The following is a 15,031-nucleotide window of genomic DNA, read 5'->3' on the forward strand; positions in this document are numbered from 1 at the left end:
ATCAGCCCAAAGCCGCCTCTGCCGCAACCCCCAACCGCAACAACGCCTCTTCGCCGTCCTGCACACCCATCATCATCAGGCCACAGCTCGGCACACCCGTCGGCAAGGTCAGGGCACAAATGCCCATCAAGTTGCCCACCCGCGTGTTGCGCAGGGCCAGCAGGTTCTCGGTCTTGTAGTAGTCACTGTCGCTGTTCAGCCGTTCCAGATTCGGCGGCAGGATCGGCGCCGTTGGGGCCAACACGGCGTCATAAGGCGCCACGGCCACATCCCAAGCCTGCCGAACCGCATCCAGTTTGGCCCAAGCCGCGTTGTAATCCGGCGCGCTGAATTCCTTGCCCAAACGGAACCGCTCCAGAATCTCGGAATACATCGCCTCCGGCTGTGCCTCGATCACATCGCGCCATAACCCGTACACCTCGCCGGGCATCAAAGGCCCAGCCTGCGCCATGGCCTCTTCCAACTCCGGCACTTCCAGCGGCTCAACCTCTGCCCCAGCCGCACGCAACTTCTCGACAGCACCCTCAAACGCAGCCTTGGGTGCATCCCGAATGTCATCCAAAACAACGGTTTTCAGCATCGCAAACCGGCGCCCCTGCAACGATGCACCGCGCAAATCCCCCGGATCACGCCCCTCCAGCGCCGCCATCAACAGCACTGCGTCCTCAACCGCCCGGGTCAAGGGTCCCACCGTGTCAAACTTCAGCGAAAGAGGCACACAGCCTTCCAAGGACAACCGCCCATGTGTCGTCTTCAGCCCCACCAGATCATTCCAAGCCGCAGGAATACGCACCGACCCACCCGTGTCAGATCCAATAGCCGCAGGCGCCAGACCAAATGCAACCGACGCCGCAGCGCCCGAGGACGAGCCACCCGGCACAGCATCGGCATCGTTCACACATGGGGGCGTCGCGGTGGAGGGATTGTAACCAAGACCGGAAAAGGCCAACTCGCTCAGATGCGTCTTGCCCAGACACACCAACCCCATGGCCGTCGCATTCTGCAAAACAACGGCATCTCGGTCCGGCACACGGCCAGCCAACAGCTTCGATCCAGCCTCGGTCCCGTCACCTGCGGTGTCAAACAAGTCTTTCCAACTGATCGGCACACCGTCCAGTAAGGACAAACGCGCACCAGCCTTGGCGCGGACAGACGCGGCCTGCGCCTCGGCCATCGCACGGTCTTCGGTCAGTCGGGCGAAAATGCGGTCTGACAACGCATGTGCCTTGATCCGCTCAAGAAAGGCTTGGGTCAAATTGACGGGATCCACCTCGCCCGCACCGATGGCGCGGCCCAGATCCGCTGCACTCTTGTCCAACCACGCCTGCATGTCCTGCCCTCCATCCGGTTTTGTTGGACGGTAGCGACGTGACAACGCATGGACAATCCCAAGCACCCGTCCATATTGCGCGACATGACGCATGACAGCGATATCCTGATCGTCGGCGGCGGGCTGTCCGGCCCCATTCTCGCCCTCGCCCTCGCACAAACCGGGCAACGCGTGACCGTAATCGACGCGCTCAGTGAAAAGGTCCGCAAGAACGCAGCCTTTGACGGGCGCAGCTACGCGGTGGCATTGACCTCGCAACGGCTGTTGGATGGTGTCGGCGTCTGGGACGCTATCGCGGACAACAGCCAGCCGATCCTTGAAATCAAGGTCACGGACGGTCGCGCGGGCGAAGGACCATCGCCCTTCTTCATGCATTTCGATCATGCCGAGATCGAGGAAGGCCCGATGGGCTACATGGTACAGGACCGGCACATCCGGCGCGCACTTCTGGAGGCTATGGCGGCCACAGACGGCATCACGCACCTGTCGGGCGAAACAGTGACGGCACAGCATATCGACCCCGGCGCGGCTGCCGTCACGCTGGCATCGGGCAAGGTGCTGACAGGTCGCGTTTTGATCGGCGCCGACGGGCGCGGCAGCGGCACAGCCGAACGGGCGGGGATCAAACGCACCGGCTGGGGGTATGGCCAAACGGCGCTGGTCTGCGCAATCGCCCATGAAAAACCGCATCACGGGATCGCACACCAGTTCTTCATGCCGCCGGGCCCGCTCGCCATCCTGCCGCTGACCGGCAATGTCAGCTCCATTGTCTGGAGCGAAACGGATGAAACGGCGGCAGCGTTCAACGCCCTGCCGGATGTCGATTACCTGACCATGCTGCGCCCCCGCTTCGGCGACTTTCTGGGTGAGATCAGCCTGTCGGGCCAACGCTATACCTATCCGCTGTCCCTGTCCTTGGCACATAGGCTGGCGGACGAAAGGCTGGCGCTGATTGCTGACGCAGCACACGGCGTACACCCGATCGCAGGGCAAGGGCTGAACGCGGGCATGCGCGACATTGCTGCACTGGCTCAGGTGATCACCGACGCGGTGCGCCGAGGTGAAGACCCCGGCAGCATTGCAGTACTACGCCGATACGAAGAGTGGCGGCGCTTTGACAACACGACGCTTGCCCTTGCCACGGACGGGTTCAACCGTTTGTTCTCAAATGACAATACGATGGTGCGTGGACTGCGCGATATCGGGATGGGCGTCGTGAATGCACTGCCCGGTCTGCGCCGCAGTTTCATCCGGGAAGCCGCCGGGCTGACCGGAGACCTGCCCCGCCTGATGCAGGGCCAACCCCTTTGATCGTAAGGCGGAGGTGCCCTCCGCCGGGCGCACGGCACGTGCGCCTTACAGTTTCAAAACAGCATTTCGGGGGCGTCGCCGTGGGGTCGCAGCAAGCTGCGCCTTACCTAGCAATCGTAAGGCGGACGCTTCGTCCGCCCCGCGCGTCAATCCAACTTGCGCGCTTCGTCTTCCAACATGACAGGAATGCCGTTGCGGATCGGATAGGCCAGCTGCGCCGCGTCCGAGATCAGCTCTTGTTTCTCGGCATCATAGCGCAATGTCACATGGGTCAGCGGGCAGATCAGTGCCTCCAGCATCCGGCGATCAACATCCGTACTCATTGCATCATTTCGCCTTCACCGCCACGCAACGCAAACTCGATCAAGGTGATCAAGGTTTCGCGACGGGTACTGAGGGACGGCGCCTCGAGCAAGGCCTGTTTGTCCTCTGGGTCGAAGTCCAGCATCATCGACAAGGAATTGATCAGCAATTCGTCATCTGCGTCCTTCAACGTCTCCCAATCTGCCGACAAGGATTGCGCCGCAAAATAGCGACCCAGAAGGTCCAGAAACGTGGGCCGGTCAAAACTGGGATCTTCCTCGCAGCGGCCCTGATCACGATCAAAACCGGACCATGACACTTCGCATCGACGATACGGCGTGAACCCATCCACCTCATTCTGCACCCGAAAGCGCGAGATACCACTGAGGGTGATCAGGTACCGGTTGTCCTCGGTCTCGGAAAACTGTGTGACCCGGCCCGCGCAGCCAATCGTTTGCAGCCCATTGCCTTTGCGCCCTTCCACCTCGTTGGGCTGCACCATACCGATCAAACGGTGCGGCGTTTTCAGAGCGTCATCAAGCATTTGCAGATAGCGCGGTTCGAAGATGTGCAGAGGCAAACGAGAGCGCGGCAACAGCAGCGCCCCCGGCAATGGAAAGACCGGGATTACGCCGGGAAGGTCAGCCACTTTTATCATGCAATGTCAGCTAGCCCGTGAATCGCATCAGGCAAATATCATTGAGCTCAAACGACGACGTCCATTCAGAACAATCGGGTCGTTTGGCTTGAGAGCATCGAAGATGGTGAAGAGCTGTTCCTTGGCAGCGCCGTCGTTCCACTCGCGATCCCTGCGGAATATTTCGAGCAGCTCATTGACCGCTGCCTCTGCATCTCCGCTGGCGTGCAGCGCTTGCGCCAGTTCGAACCGGGCCTCCGAGTTACCCTCGTCCGCCTCAACTGCGGCGCGCAGCTCGGCGACCGGCCCCGCATCCTCGGCCTGACGGGCCAGTTGCAATTGGGCATGGGCCGCTTCCACTTCGGCACTGTCAGAGATTTCGGCAGGTGCCCCGTTCAGGATCGCCTCGGCCTGATCCAAATCTTCCATCGCGATATGCGCTCGGACCAATCCACCGTAAGCGCCTGCATGGTTGGGGTCCTCTTCCAGGATCGCGGCAAAGGTCTGGGCCGCGTCCACGGCAGCACCTTCGGTCAGCATTTCTTCGGCGGCTTCAACGGCATCGTTCAGGCTGTCCCCGGGCGCTTCACCGCCGGCCGCCTTGATCACCCGATCCACGAACTCCGTGATTTCCGAACCCGGAACAGCGCCTTGGAATCCATCCACCGGCTGGCCTTGCCAGAATGCGTAGACGGTCGGGATTGACTGGATGCGCAGCTGACCCGCGATCATCTGCGCCTCGTCTACGTTGATCTTGACCATCTTGACGGCGCCCTTGGCCGCCTTGACCGCATCCTCAAGCAGGGGGCCAAGCGTCTTGCACGGGCCACACCATGGCGCCCAGAAGTCCACGATCACCGGCACGGTCTGACTGGCCTCGACCACATCCTGCATGAAGCTCGCTTCCGAGCCGTCCTTGATCAGGTCGGCGTCATCGGGGCCTGCGGACAATCCCAAATCCATCATTTTGTCATTCCTTCTTGGCGCGGCGGGTCGCGCTTTATATGGACCCGCAGGCGTCCGGTGCCAAGCCACTAAGGTCAATCTGCATGAGTGGCAGGGTGCGACCGACGATGGCCTCGGACGGAACGCCCCCGATCACACGCGCGCCCAGGCGTTCATAGAATGGCACAGCATCCGGGTCCGCTTCGATCTGCATCTGTGTGGCCCCCTGCGCACGTGCCTGGTCAATGGCCCAAGATACAAGAGCACGCCCGACACCCTGTCCCATTGCTTCCGGATCAACAAACAGCTTGTCGAGGTCCGCGCGATCCTCACGGACCACCAGCTTGCACAGACCCTGCGGACCGTTGTTGTCAAACACACGCAGTTCGCCGCTCTCAATATCTCGCGGAGTCAAAACCAGAACGGCGCGGGCGGCCTTCATGAAGTCCTCGTCATAGCCCCAATGCGCCTTTGACCGATGCATCAGATCGGTCAGTGCATCCAACTCATCAAGACGTGCAGGCCTGATCAAAGATCGAAGCTCGCAAAGACCGGGGCATGGTCACTGGGTTTCTCCCAGCCACGGGCATCGCGCATGATGCGGCTCGAATGGGCGGCGTTCGAGATGTCGGGCGTGGCCCAGACGTGATCCAGGCGGCGTCCCTTGTCAGCGGCATCCCAATCCTTGGCCCGGTAGGACCACCAGGAATACAACTGGCCCTCGGGGATATCGGCCCGTGTGACGTCAACCCAGCCGCCCGCATCCTGGGTTTCGGCCAGGTGTTCGACCTCGATGGGTGTGTGGCTGACGACCTTCAGGAGTTGCTTGTGGGACCACACATCATCCTCGCGCGGGGCGATGTTGAGATCGCCGACGAGGATGGATTTCTGCGGTTTGTCGCCGTGGAACCAGTCGCGCATATCGGTGAGATAGTCGAGTTTCTGACCGAATTTCTCGTTCTTCTCGCGGTCAGGCACGTCGCCCCCCGCGGGGACATAGAAGTTGTGGACGGTCACGCCATTTTCGAGCTGTCCCGCAATGTGGCGGGCGTGGCCAAGGCCCGCGAAATCCTGCGCGCTGGATTCGACCATGGGGATCTTCGACAAGATGGCGACGCCGTTATAGCCCTTGTCGCCACGCGCAACCATGTGGGTGTAGCCCAGCGCCTCGAACCCTTCGCGGGGGATCTTGTCGACCGGGCTTTTGCACTCTTGCAGGCAAAGCACATCGGGGCCTTCTTCCTTCAGCAGCTTGAGCACGATGGGTTCGCGCAGACGGACGGAATTGATGTTCCAGGTGGCGAGGGTGAAGGACATGGGCGGCTCCAGAAATCCAAGTTTGGAGGCCAGACTAGACGCCGAAAACCGCAGTCTCCACCCGGAAAATGCGTTTTGTCCCCGCGGGGACAAGCCCTTCGGTCTGCTTACGGGATATCAATGGTTCTGAGATTGTCACGACGTGTCAGCAGGTTGGGTGTGCGGGCGGTGGATTATGTCGATTTTAACCGGTGCGCACACAGACTGACCCACGAAGGCGGGCGGCTTCGCGGGTTAAGCCCGGCACTGCCTGCATGTGATCGCCCCGACTTCAGGGCGTTTGATCACTTTCCCCAGACAGATCGTAAATGTCGCCAGTGAGCCAGGCAGGCCAATCCCGTTCGAAAAAGGATTTCGCATTGGCGTCAAACGCACGGTTGGGGCGGGTGGAGATCACCATGTCCGTGCCGTCGAGCCGCACAAGAATTTGCTCACGCATGTCTTCGTCACGTTCGGGGCGGAACCTGACATGTGGCAGTGGACCTGTTCGGGCCTCGGGCAAGGCAGTGCCTTCCGGATCGCAGATGGCCCGTGCGCCGCGGCTGCCCCCGCCGTTCGAGATGTAGTGATCTAGGGCGGACAGCACCGCCTCGGACGCGAGTGCCATTTGCTGCCATTGCAGGGCGCGGCCAATTTCGTTTTCGCGCGTGTAGGCGATGCCGTTCCGGCGGATGGCATCGTTCAATTGCCGCGCCTCTGAACGCGCCGATGTCACGTCTTTGGCGGTGCAGAGAATACCTGCGTGATCGCTCATCCGGGCCTGTATGTTGCTGCGAATGTCCTTGATCGTGTGCGGACTGTCCGTTTTGAGGACGGCCTTTATTTCAGTGATGGCGCGGTCGATGTGCGGCTTAGTATCTGAGGGCGCATGGGCTTTGCCGCTGGCGGCCACATGTTCGGCCACGCGGGTGCCAAACACCTGACCGGCATTCAAAGCCGAGCCGCCGGGCCGGGTCGCCCCGTGCGTACCTGACGCTTCGCCCACCGCGTAAATCCCGGCGATGTTGGTCCGCCCCCATGTATCGACGGCGATACCACCGTTCATGTGCTGATTGTTGACCGCAAATTCCAGCGGGTCAGAGGTGATGTCGACCTTGTAGCGTTTGTAGAGCTCAATCGCGAGCGGGTTCATGTGGCGCAGCCGATCAATGGGCAGGTCGTGCGACGCACCGGCATTCGTGAGGTAGCTGCGCACGTCACCATCCAAACGGGCAAGGTTAAAGTCCTGGTCCCCCGGCACAGGCAGCGGGTTGCGGTTGAAGTCCATGAAGACCCGCCGCCCTTTCTGGCCTTCGGTGAAGATCGCGAGGTCCACGAGGCTGGACTGGAAATCGAGCATCCGACTAGCGTGGAAGGGCCATTGATAGCCCTTGCGGAAGATGTTCGAGGCCATTTCCTGTGTGGTGCGATAGTAGTCGGCGAGAAAGTGGTGCTCGGCCCCCGTATCATCCACGGAATAGATATGCGGGATCACCTGCACGTAGGTGCCGGACAGGTTCCACGGAAAACCTTCACGGCGGGTGCCGATGCCAAACTGGCTTTCCGTGATGTTGACCAGTTCCAGCCCGGTTTCAAGTGCGAGCCCAAGCGTGCCAAAACACCCGTTGGGGAACACGCTGTCGCGATAGAGCTCGCCCGGACCGCCAGCCGCAAAGACAAGCGCGGCGCATTGGAACAGCGCGAGACCAAGCGGGTTGGTATCCGTGCGTGCCTTGGGCCGGATCGTCAGCACACCCGTGACTTGCGTCTGATCCCTCTGCCCGTCGGTCAGCACCTTCAAGGCGGTGGTGTGGTTGAACAGTGGGACGCCAAGGCGGATCGCTTCCTTGGCCAGCACCTTGACCATGAGCCGGGAGGTGCGCGGCCCGCAGGAGGTGGCGCGCCCAACCTCGTCATGGTCGGTCTGATACCGGAGCGTGCCACCAAGATCGTCCTGCGGCAGCGGCAGACCGAGATATTGCAGCGAGGCCATGGCCCGGATTGACCCGACAGCTTCGATATATGCCGTATCTTCGTCCATCGCGCCGCCTGCGCGGATGGCGGCGGCCATGGTTTGGAAATTGTCGCCCTGGTCCTTGGTGTTGGCCGTGTGCAACGTCTGCTTATCCGACCCGGAACAGGCCGACGTTCCGCCCCATGCGCTTTGGCTGATGACCGTGACATCCACGTCGCGGCGCTTCATCTCGACCGCGGCACGCAGGCCTGCCGCGCCGCTGCCGATCACGACGGCACCACAGGCAAACACGGGGATGTCGTAGCCCGAGGCTGTTACGTGCCGGTCCGGCGCAGGCTCTGCCGGCAAACGCGGCATGACCACGTCCGTGAGCGCATCAAGAATGTGCTGGGGAACAGAAAGGCTCATTCATCCGGATCCTTTGGGATTAGTCGATGTCGACCCAGCGTTTGAGACGCGCGGAATCCATGCAGGCGTCTACGATCTGGCAGATGTGGTGGCCCGCCTCAAAGGTCGGCCACATGGGTTGGTTCGAGACAATGGATCGGATGAGCTCGGCCACTTCGATGATCTTGCCCTCGTTATAGCCCAGCGCGAAGTTTGGGAGCGGCAGGAACGCGCCATAGGTCGGGTGTTCCGGGCCAACGTCGATCTCACGGAAACCCCGCCGTCCGGTTGGGTCATCGTTGGAGTAAAACCGCAGGCGATTGACCTCGTCGAACGTGTAAGCGAGGCTGCCCTTCGTGCCGTAGATTTCATATGTTTGCATGAACTTGCGGCCAGTGGCGACGCGACTAAAGTCAATGATGCCTTTTGCGCCGTTCTCAAAGGTACAGAGCAGGTTTGTACCATCCGGGTTGGTGACATCACCCCACTCGGTCTGATCCGTGATCTCCGGGGCTGCGCCACCAAAGTCCACCCCTTCGATCTTGGGTCGCTTCGGGGCGGTAATGTAGCTGTCGGCGATCAGCGATGAGACGCGCCCGATCAGAAAATCCATAAAGCTGAACACGTGGCTGCCGGTGTCGCCGATGATGCCCGTGGGGGCAAGGTCGCCATTGGCGCGCCACATATAGGGGGCGAGCGGGTCGGCATAGATGTCTACGTGCTGGCAGCCTTTGAACAGTTTGATTTCGCCGATCTCTCCGGCATCGATGATGTCTTTGGCGCGGTCATGGACCGGGTTCCGGGGGAAGGAATGACCGACACGCGTGATCAGGCCCTTTTCGCGGGCTATGTCCGCAAGTTCGCGCGCCTCTTTGGCGGTGTCGGCCAATGGCTTTTCACAATAGACGTGCTTGCCGGCCAGAAGCGCCGCCTTGGCTACGTCATAGTGCAGGTTGTCCGGCAGGCAGATGTCGATCAAGTCGATGTAGGGATCGTTGACCGCCTCTTGCCAGTTGGTCAGGATCTTGGCCCCCGGAGCCCGAAAGGCCAGACCCTTGGCCGCATCGGGGTTGGCCTCGACCAGGGCTGTGACGCGGGCGGTGCCACCACCGTCTCCGAAGAAATGCGGAAAGGTCTGGTAAGCCATGGTGTGGACCTTGCCCATCCAGCCCGACGCGCCCAGAACTGCGACTTTTACTTCCGTCATGTGCTTTTCCTTCTTTGTCGCTGGCGCTTGGAACGTTCCATCGTTTTGGCGCAGCGTGTTTCGGGGCCACCCACTGTCGGGCGTGTTGTAATCAGGGTCCGCTAGAGGCCCTCTTGATCAGTTGGACCGGGCTGCGGGCGGTAAGCGCAGGGCGTTTGCCGTCCTTGATCCACCCTAGGATTTGCGCAGCCGTTGATTTTGCGAAGTCGGGGATGTTGCAACTGACCGAGGTCAGGGACGGATAGCTGTCGCGGCAATCTTCGATATCATCAAAACCCACGACACGCAGGTCGGTGCCGACGCGCACGCCAAGCTCGGGACAGGCTGCAAGCACGCCGAGGGCCACAAGGTCGTTGAAACACAAGACACCATCGACATCCGGGTGTTTGGCTTGCAGGTCGGCGGCCATGGATTTGCCAAAGGATCGCGTCGCTTGACCGGTTAGGACTACCGGTTCCATCCCGGCCTCGGACAAGACCGCAAGGTAGCCGCTCATCCGTTCCTCGGTGACGGGGCGGCCATCTAGCCCGCCCAGAAACGCGATGCGCTTGCATCCCATCTCGAGCAAATGCTCGGTCGCGAGGCGCCCGCCCTTTTCATAGTCCGGTGCGACGAAGGGGAATTTCCTGTCGCCTGCATCGAGCGCGCGGAACACCTGCAGCGTGGGGGTATTGGACGCTTCAAGGACGGCGAGAGCGTCTTGTTCAGCGCCATAGCTGGGCGAGACGATGAAGCCGGACACACCATGTTCAACCAGCGAAGAGATCATGCGCGTCTGCAGGTCCGGGTCTTCGTCCGAGTTGGCAAGCACAGTTGCAAACCCGTTCTTGGCCAGTTCCATCTGAAACAGGGCCGCGAATTCGGTGAAGAACGGGTTGCGCAGGTCGTTGATTACCAGACCGATCAGCCCGGAGGAGGACGAGCGCAAGGTTGCAGCCGAACGATTGTAGACATAGCCGATGTCGGCCATCGCCTGCCGCACCGCCTGCCGGGTCGTTTCCTTGACCGTCTTGTTGCCTTGCAGGACAAGGCTGACGGTCGATTTCGACACGCCCGCCCGTTTGGCAACATCCAGTATGGTTGGTCTTTGACCCATCTGCAGGCTTTCCTTTGCTATCGGCCTTTTCTGGTCTCAAACATCGAGGTCGAGCACAAGGATGCCGTCGATCCCGCCCACGGCATTTTCAACAAGTTGCCCGCCAAGTGCCTTGTGTTCGTCATTGTCGGCATAGGTTTGCAGCGCATCCCAGCCATCAAAATCAATCACGAAGCCATGCATGTAGCCGCGTTCGATCTGTTCCGGGCTTTCGGACCGGCCGCCGGTGAAGTTTTGTGCGCCGGGCAATTTGTCCGCCAGTGCAGACAGGCCCGCATAGATACCGGCAATCTTGTCTTCGGACGTGTCCGGCTTGAACTTGGTGAGTACGATGTGACGGATCATTGCATGAGTCCCTGATCTTGCTTGATCATGTCAGCGGCCTTTTCACCGATCATGATGGATGGAGCGTTGGTGTTGGAGGAGTTGACCGTAGGCATGACCGAGGCATCGGCCACACGCAGCCCGTCGATCCCATTGAACCGCAGGCGGGGGTCCAGCACCGCATCGGCATCATTGCCCATGCGGCAGGTGCCCGCGCAGTGGTGCGATGTTTTGGAATGCACGCAGATGAAGTTGAAGTAGTCCTCATCCGTCTGCACATCTCGCCCCGGCAAACGTTCGGCCATGATGAAAGGTTTCAGAGCGTCCTGCGCCAGAATGTTCTGTACCAGCTTCAGGCCCCGGATCGACATTTCGCGATCATAGGGGTCTGACAGATAGTTCGGGTCGATCAGGGGCATATCGGCGGGATTGCCGCTTTGCAGCCTGACGCTGCCGCGAGAGCGCGGGCGTAAGTGGCAGGCGTTGAGGGTCACACCGCCGTTTGGCATGGCTTCGACCCCGGCCTCGATCCCAGTACCAAGCCCGAGATGCATCTGGATATCGGGCGACCGCGCGTTTTCATCCGCATACCAGAAGCCGCCGGTTTCAAAGAGGCTGGAGGCAACCGGCCCCTTGCGCGTGAACATGTATTGCAGCCCGGCCAGCGCACTCAGGTGCAGTTTGGCAAAGCGATCATATGTGTGTGGACCAGTCACCTCGCAAATCGCATAGAGATCAAGGTGATCCTGAAGGTTCGCGCCGACCCCCGGCTGGTTCAGCACAACGTTGATGCCAAGCCCGTGCAGGTGATCCGCCGGACCGATACCCGAGAGCTGCAAGAGGCGGGGTGATCCGATGGCGCCGGAGGACAGGATAACTTCGCGATCTGCTGTGACCTTGGTGCCGTCTGCCATCTCGACCCCTGTGGCGTGCCCGTTTTCGACCGTGATGTGTCGGACCTGCGCCTGCATCTGAATGGTCAGGTTGGGCCTCGATCGGGCTGGGGTCAGAAACGCCATCGCAGCCGAGGATCGGCGCGCATTGCGCTGTGTCAGCTGATAGTAGCCTGCGCCGTCCTGCTTGGCCCCGTTCACATCCGTGGTCTTCGGGATGCCCAGTTGTCCTGCAGCCTCGATAAACGCGTCACAGATTGGCAGCGGTGCGGCAGGCATCGAGACGCCCACTGGCCCCCCCTGGCCGTGATAGTGGCCATTGTACGTGTCGTTATCCTCGGACTTCTTGAAATAGGGCAGAACGTCTTCATAGCTCCACCCCTCGCACCCCATTTGCCGCCACTCATCGTAGTCCTGAGCCGCACCGCGCGTGTAGATTTGCGCGTTAATGGCCGAACCGCCGCCAATAACCTTGGCCTGGGTATAGTTGAACACCTTGTCCTGCATGGATCGCTGCGGCGTGGTCGACCATCCCCATGATCCGATGCCCTTGGTCATCTTGGCGAAGCCTGCGGGCAGGTGGAAAAACGGGTGGCGGTCGCTGCCGCCAGCTTCGAGCAGCAAGACACGCGCGTCTGGGTGTTCTGACAGCCGCGCTGCAATCACCGACCCCGCCGATCCGCCCCCGATGACAATGAAATCGTAGCCCTTGGCCGTCATGCCGCAAGCTCCGTCTGGGCAATGTGCCGCCCGGCCCGGTGCGCAAGTGCCGCGATGGTCAATGCGGGGTTCACGGCGGCAGATGTCGGCAGGACCGAGGCATCGACGATAAACAGGTTCTTGTGGTCATGGCTGCGGCAGAACGTGTCCACGACGTTTGCCGCCGGGTCGGCCCCCATGCGTGCCGTGCCACACTGGTGTGATGGGGTGCGGCGGTCGAAGGGCCGCGCCATCACGATGGGAAACCCTGCCTGTTTCAGTTTGGCCGTGAGCTTTTTCACCAAAAGTTCGTGCCCGGCCCAGTTTGACCGCTGCCAGTCAAGTTTGATCTGTCCGTCCTTCAACGTGACGCGGCTGTCCGGGTTCGGCAAGTCCTCGGACATGGCGTAGAAATCAAAACTGCGCGCGGCGATCTGGTGGGCCAGCCAGCGCGGCAGGCGTGCATTGGCCGCAAGAATGGGGCCGGTGATTTTACCAAGCAACTGGATGTTGCCCAGAGGCCCGTCGCCGTCACGGCCCAGGTAGTAGTCATTCACCAGCAGCGTTTTCTGGTACACCGCCCGGTTGCGCCGGAACGGATGCAGGGCCATCACGGCGCTGCAATTGTGGTTCATGAAGTTTCGCCCGACCTGATCCGAGCGGTTGGCAAGTCCCGTTGGGCAGGTGTCATTGGCCGAGGCAAGCAGCAGGGCAGCCGTCTGCACCGCGCCTGCAGCCAGCACGATGATCGGTGCTGTCAGCGTTTCGGTGCCACCATCCACTTCGCAAGTCACACCTGTCACTTGACCGTTCGGGTCAGCGATCAGGGCCGTTGCACGGCACCCAGTGCGTATCTGGACGTTGTCATGGGCCAGTGCGGTGGACAGCCCGCAGGTTTCCGCGTCCATCTTGCCGCCGCAGGTGTCGGGATAGGCATCCCACGTGGTCTGACCCGCCGCCAGCCAGCGGTCGATGTCGACGCCAAGCGGGAGATGGCTGGGCGTCAATCCAACCCGTTTTAACCGGGCGCGCAGATCGGCGATGTCGTCCTCATCCGGCACCGGTTTGTGCGGGTAGGTGCCGGAGTGGGGCGGCTCTGTCGGGTCATCGCCCAAGGCCCCCCGCACGGCATAGAGCTGTTCAGCCGCCTGATAGTCGGGTTCAAGATCGTCATAGCTGATTGGCCAACCGGGAGTCGCACCGCCTGTGTGCTGCACCACGCCGAAATCCTCGGCCCGGTACCGGATCAGCACGGCACCGTAGAATTTCGAATTGCCGCCGACATTGTAGTAGTTGCCGGGGTTGAAGGGCTGGTCTTTGCCATCCAGCCAAACCTCGTCCGGGCGAAAGACACCGTCCCCGAAAATCGCCTGCGTGTCACGGTCCTGTGGCGACGGGCGCAGGTGGTCCCCCCGTTCAAGGATCAGGATGCGGCGGCCCGTGGGAGCAAGCACCGCAGCCAGTGTCGCGCCGCCCATGCCCGAGCCGATTATGATGACGTCCGGCTGCATCAAGGCGCGATGCGCGCCTCGGTCGCGGGATCAAAGGCGACCGCTTTTTCCATGTTCACGGCAAAGGTGAAATCCGCGCCCGGATGTACCTCGGCATCGGAACGCATCCGCGCGATCACGTCCTTGCCGCCCATCGTCATCGTCACGAAAGTGTCGGAGCCTGCGGGTTCCGTCACAACGATCCGATTGGTCATATGCGCGATGTTCGAGGATTTGCGGTCTGCCGCGTCCTCGTCCGTGATCGTTTCAGGCCGGATGCCCAGAAGGATGTCTTTCCCGTCCCAGCCCTCCATGTTGCCCTGGCTGAACGGCAGGGCAGTTTCGGTCCCGTCGTGCAACGCAACGCGCGCCATGGGCTTGCCGTTCTCGACCGCGACCCGTGCCGGCACGACGTTCATTGCCGGCGACCCCATGAAGGTCGCCACAAAAATGTTCGCGGGCGTGTCGTAGATATCCTGCGGCGTGCCAAGTTGCTGGACATAACCGCCGTTCATCACCGCGATGCGCGTCGAGAGCGTCATCGCCTCGATCTGGTCGTGGGTCACGTAGACGATGGTGGTGCCAAGCTTCTGGTGCAGCTTCTTGATCTCTGTCCGCATGTCCACGCGCAGTTTCGCATCGAGATTGGACAGCGGTTCGTCGAACAGGAACACATCCGGATCGCGCACCAGTGCGCGGCCCATGGCAACCCGTTGCCGCTGCCCACCGGACAGTGCACCGGGTTTGCGATCAAGCAGTTGTTCGATCTGCAAGAGGCTGGCCACCTCCTTCATCGCCTTCTCGCGCTCGGGCTTGGGCGTGCCATGCATTTCCAGCCCGAAGGTGATGTTCTGCCCAACCGTCATGTTCGGATAGAGCGCGTAGGATTGGAACACCATTGCGATGTTGCGCTTGGACGGGTGGACCCCGTTCATCACCCGATCCTTGATCCGGATTTCACCGCTGCTGATCTCTTCCAGACCGGCAATCATGTTCAGAAGCGTGGATTTCCCACAGCCTGACGGGCCAACGAGGACAAGAAACTCGCCCTCTTCAATCGAGATGTCCACGTTATGCAGAACTTCGACCGCGCCATAGGACTTGGTTGTGTTGTCGATATCGAGAAAGCCCATGGGTC

At 61.1% G+C, this 15,031-nt stretch carries 14 protein-coding genes; 1 reads left to right on the forward strand and 13 read right to left on the reverse strand.

Translation table 11 applies throughout. The features are described from left to right. Position 1: 1 nt before the first annotated feature. Positions 2–1,330: an amidase family protein gene (locus Q1A51_RS15500; protein WP_299600424.1), complete on the reverse strand. Its 1,329-nt coding sequence runs from the start codon at positions 1,328–1,330 to the stop codon at positions 2–4. 84 nt (positions 1,331–1,414) lie between these two features. Here Q1A51_RS15500 and Q1A51_RS15505 point away from each other — a divergent pair, with 84 nt between their 5' ends. Beyond that, positions 1,415–2,641, forward strand: coding sequence for an FAD-dependent monooxygenase (locus tag Q1A51_RS15505; RefSeq protein WP_299671402.1), 1,227 nt, complete (start codon positions 1,415–1,417; stop codon positions 2,639–2,641). A gap of 146 nt (positions 2,642–2,787) precedes the next feature. Here the strand turns inward: Q1A51_RS15505 and Q1A51_RS15510 are convergent, their stop codons facing one another. The 12 genes from Q1A51_RS15510 to ugpC form a co-directional block, all read right to left on the reverse strand. Continuing rightward, complete coding sequence (locus Q1A51_RS15510; RefSeq protein WP_299202801.1) at positions 2,788–2,964, reverse strand: Trm112 family protein; 177 nt, start codon at positions 2,962–2,964, stop codon at positions 2,788–2,790. Beyond that, positions 2,961–3,602, reverse strand: coding sequence for an LON peptidase substrate-binding domain-containing protein (locus tag Q1A51_RS15515; protein WP_299202804.1), 642 nt, complete (start codon positions 3,600–3,602; stop codon positions 2,961–2,963). The genes Q1A51_RS15510 and Q1A51_RS15515 overlap by 4 nt, the downstream gene beginning before the upstream one ends. Before the next feature lie 27 nt (positions 3,603–3,629). Beyond that, complete coding sequence (locus Q1A51_RS15520; RefSeq protein ID WP_299600430.1) at positions 3,630–4,547, reverse strand: co-chaperone YbbN; 918 nt, start codon at positions 4,545–4,547, stop codon at positions 3,630–3,632. 34 nt (positions 4,548–4,581) lie between these two features. Beyond that, positions 4,582–5,058 carry a GNAT family N-acetyltransferase gene (locus Q1A51_RS15525; protein ID WP_299600432.1) on the reverse strand — a complete coding sequence of 159 codons (477 nt, stop codon included), beginning with the start codon at positions 5,056–5,058 and terminating at the stop codon, positions 4,582–4,584. Then, positions 5,055–5,843, reverse strand: coding sequence for an exodeoxyribonuclease III (locus Q1A51_RS15530; RefSeq protein ID WP_299600434.1), 789 nt, complete (start codon positions 5,841–5,843; stop codon positions 5,055–5,057). Before Q1A51_RS15530 ends, Q1A51_RS15525 begins: the two co-directional genes overlap by 4 nt. Positions 5,844–6,114: 271 nt before the next feature. Then, a complete protein-coding gene (locus Q1A51_RS15535) occupies positions 6,115–8,205 on the reverse strand; it encodes an FAD-binding protein (RefSeq protein WP_299600437.1) in 2,091 nt (696 codons plus the stop codon). Positions 8,206–8,224: 19 nt separating this feature from the next. Then, positions 8,225–9,391, reverse strand: a complete 1,167-nt coding sequence (locus Q1A51_RS15540) for a Gfo/Idh/MocA family oxidoreductase (protein WP_299600439.1) — start codon at positions 9,389–9,391, stop codon at positions 8,225–8,227. A 91-nt stretch (positions 9,392–9,482) separates the two neighbouring features. Then, a complete protein-coding gene (locus Q1A51_RS15545) occupies positions 9,483–10,487 on the reverse strand; it encodes a LacI family DNA-binding transcriptional regulator (RefSeq protein ID WP_299600441.1) in 1,005 nt (334 codons plus the stop codon). A 36-nt stretch (positions 10,488–10,523) separates the two neighbouring features. Beyond that, positions 10,524–10,832 carry a Dabb family protein gene (locus Q1A51_RS15550; RefSeq protein WP_299600443.1) on the reverse strand — a complete coding sequence of 103 codons (309 nt, stop codon included), beginning with the start codon at positions 10,830–10,832 and terminating at the stop codon, positions 10,524–10,526. Further along, positions 10,829–12,424 (reverse strand): GMC family oxidoreductase N-terminal domain-containing protein, encoded by a 1,596-nt coding sequence (locus Q1A51_RS15555; RefSeq protein WP_299600445.1) that lies wholly within the window; start codon positions 12,422–12,424, stop codon positions 10,829–10,831. Before Q1A51_RS15555 ends, Q1A51_RS15550 begins: the two co-directional genes overlap by 4 nt. Further along, positions 12,421–13,914 carry a GMC family oxidoreductase gene (locus Q1A51_RS15560; RefSeq protein WP_299600448.1) on the reverse strand — a complete coding sequence of 498 codons (1,494 nt, stop codon included), beginning with the start codon at positions 13,912–13,914 and terminating at the stop codon, positions 12,421–12,423. The genes Q1A51_RS15555 and Q1A51_RS15560 overlap by 4 nt, the downstream gene beginning before the upstream one ends. Further along, positions 13,914–15,026 (reverse strand): sn-glycerol-3-phosphate ABC transporter ATP-binding protein UgpC, encoded by a 1,113-nt coding sequence (gene ugpC / locus Q1A51_RS15565; protein ID WP_299600451.1) that lies wholly within the window; start codon positions 15,024–15,026, stop codon positions 13,914–13,916. The genes Q1A51_RS15560 and ugpC overlap by 1 nt, the downstream gene beginning before the upstream one ends. Between the last annotated feature and the right edge of the window lie 5 nt (positions 15,027–15,031).

It is taken from the genome of uncultured Tateyamaria sp., from assembly GCF_947496075.1.
GTDB lineage: Bacteria > Pseudomonadota > Alphaproteobacteria > Rhodobacterales > Rhodobacteraceae > Tateyamaria.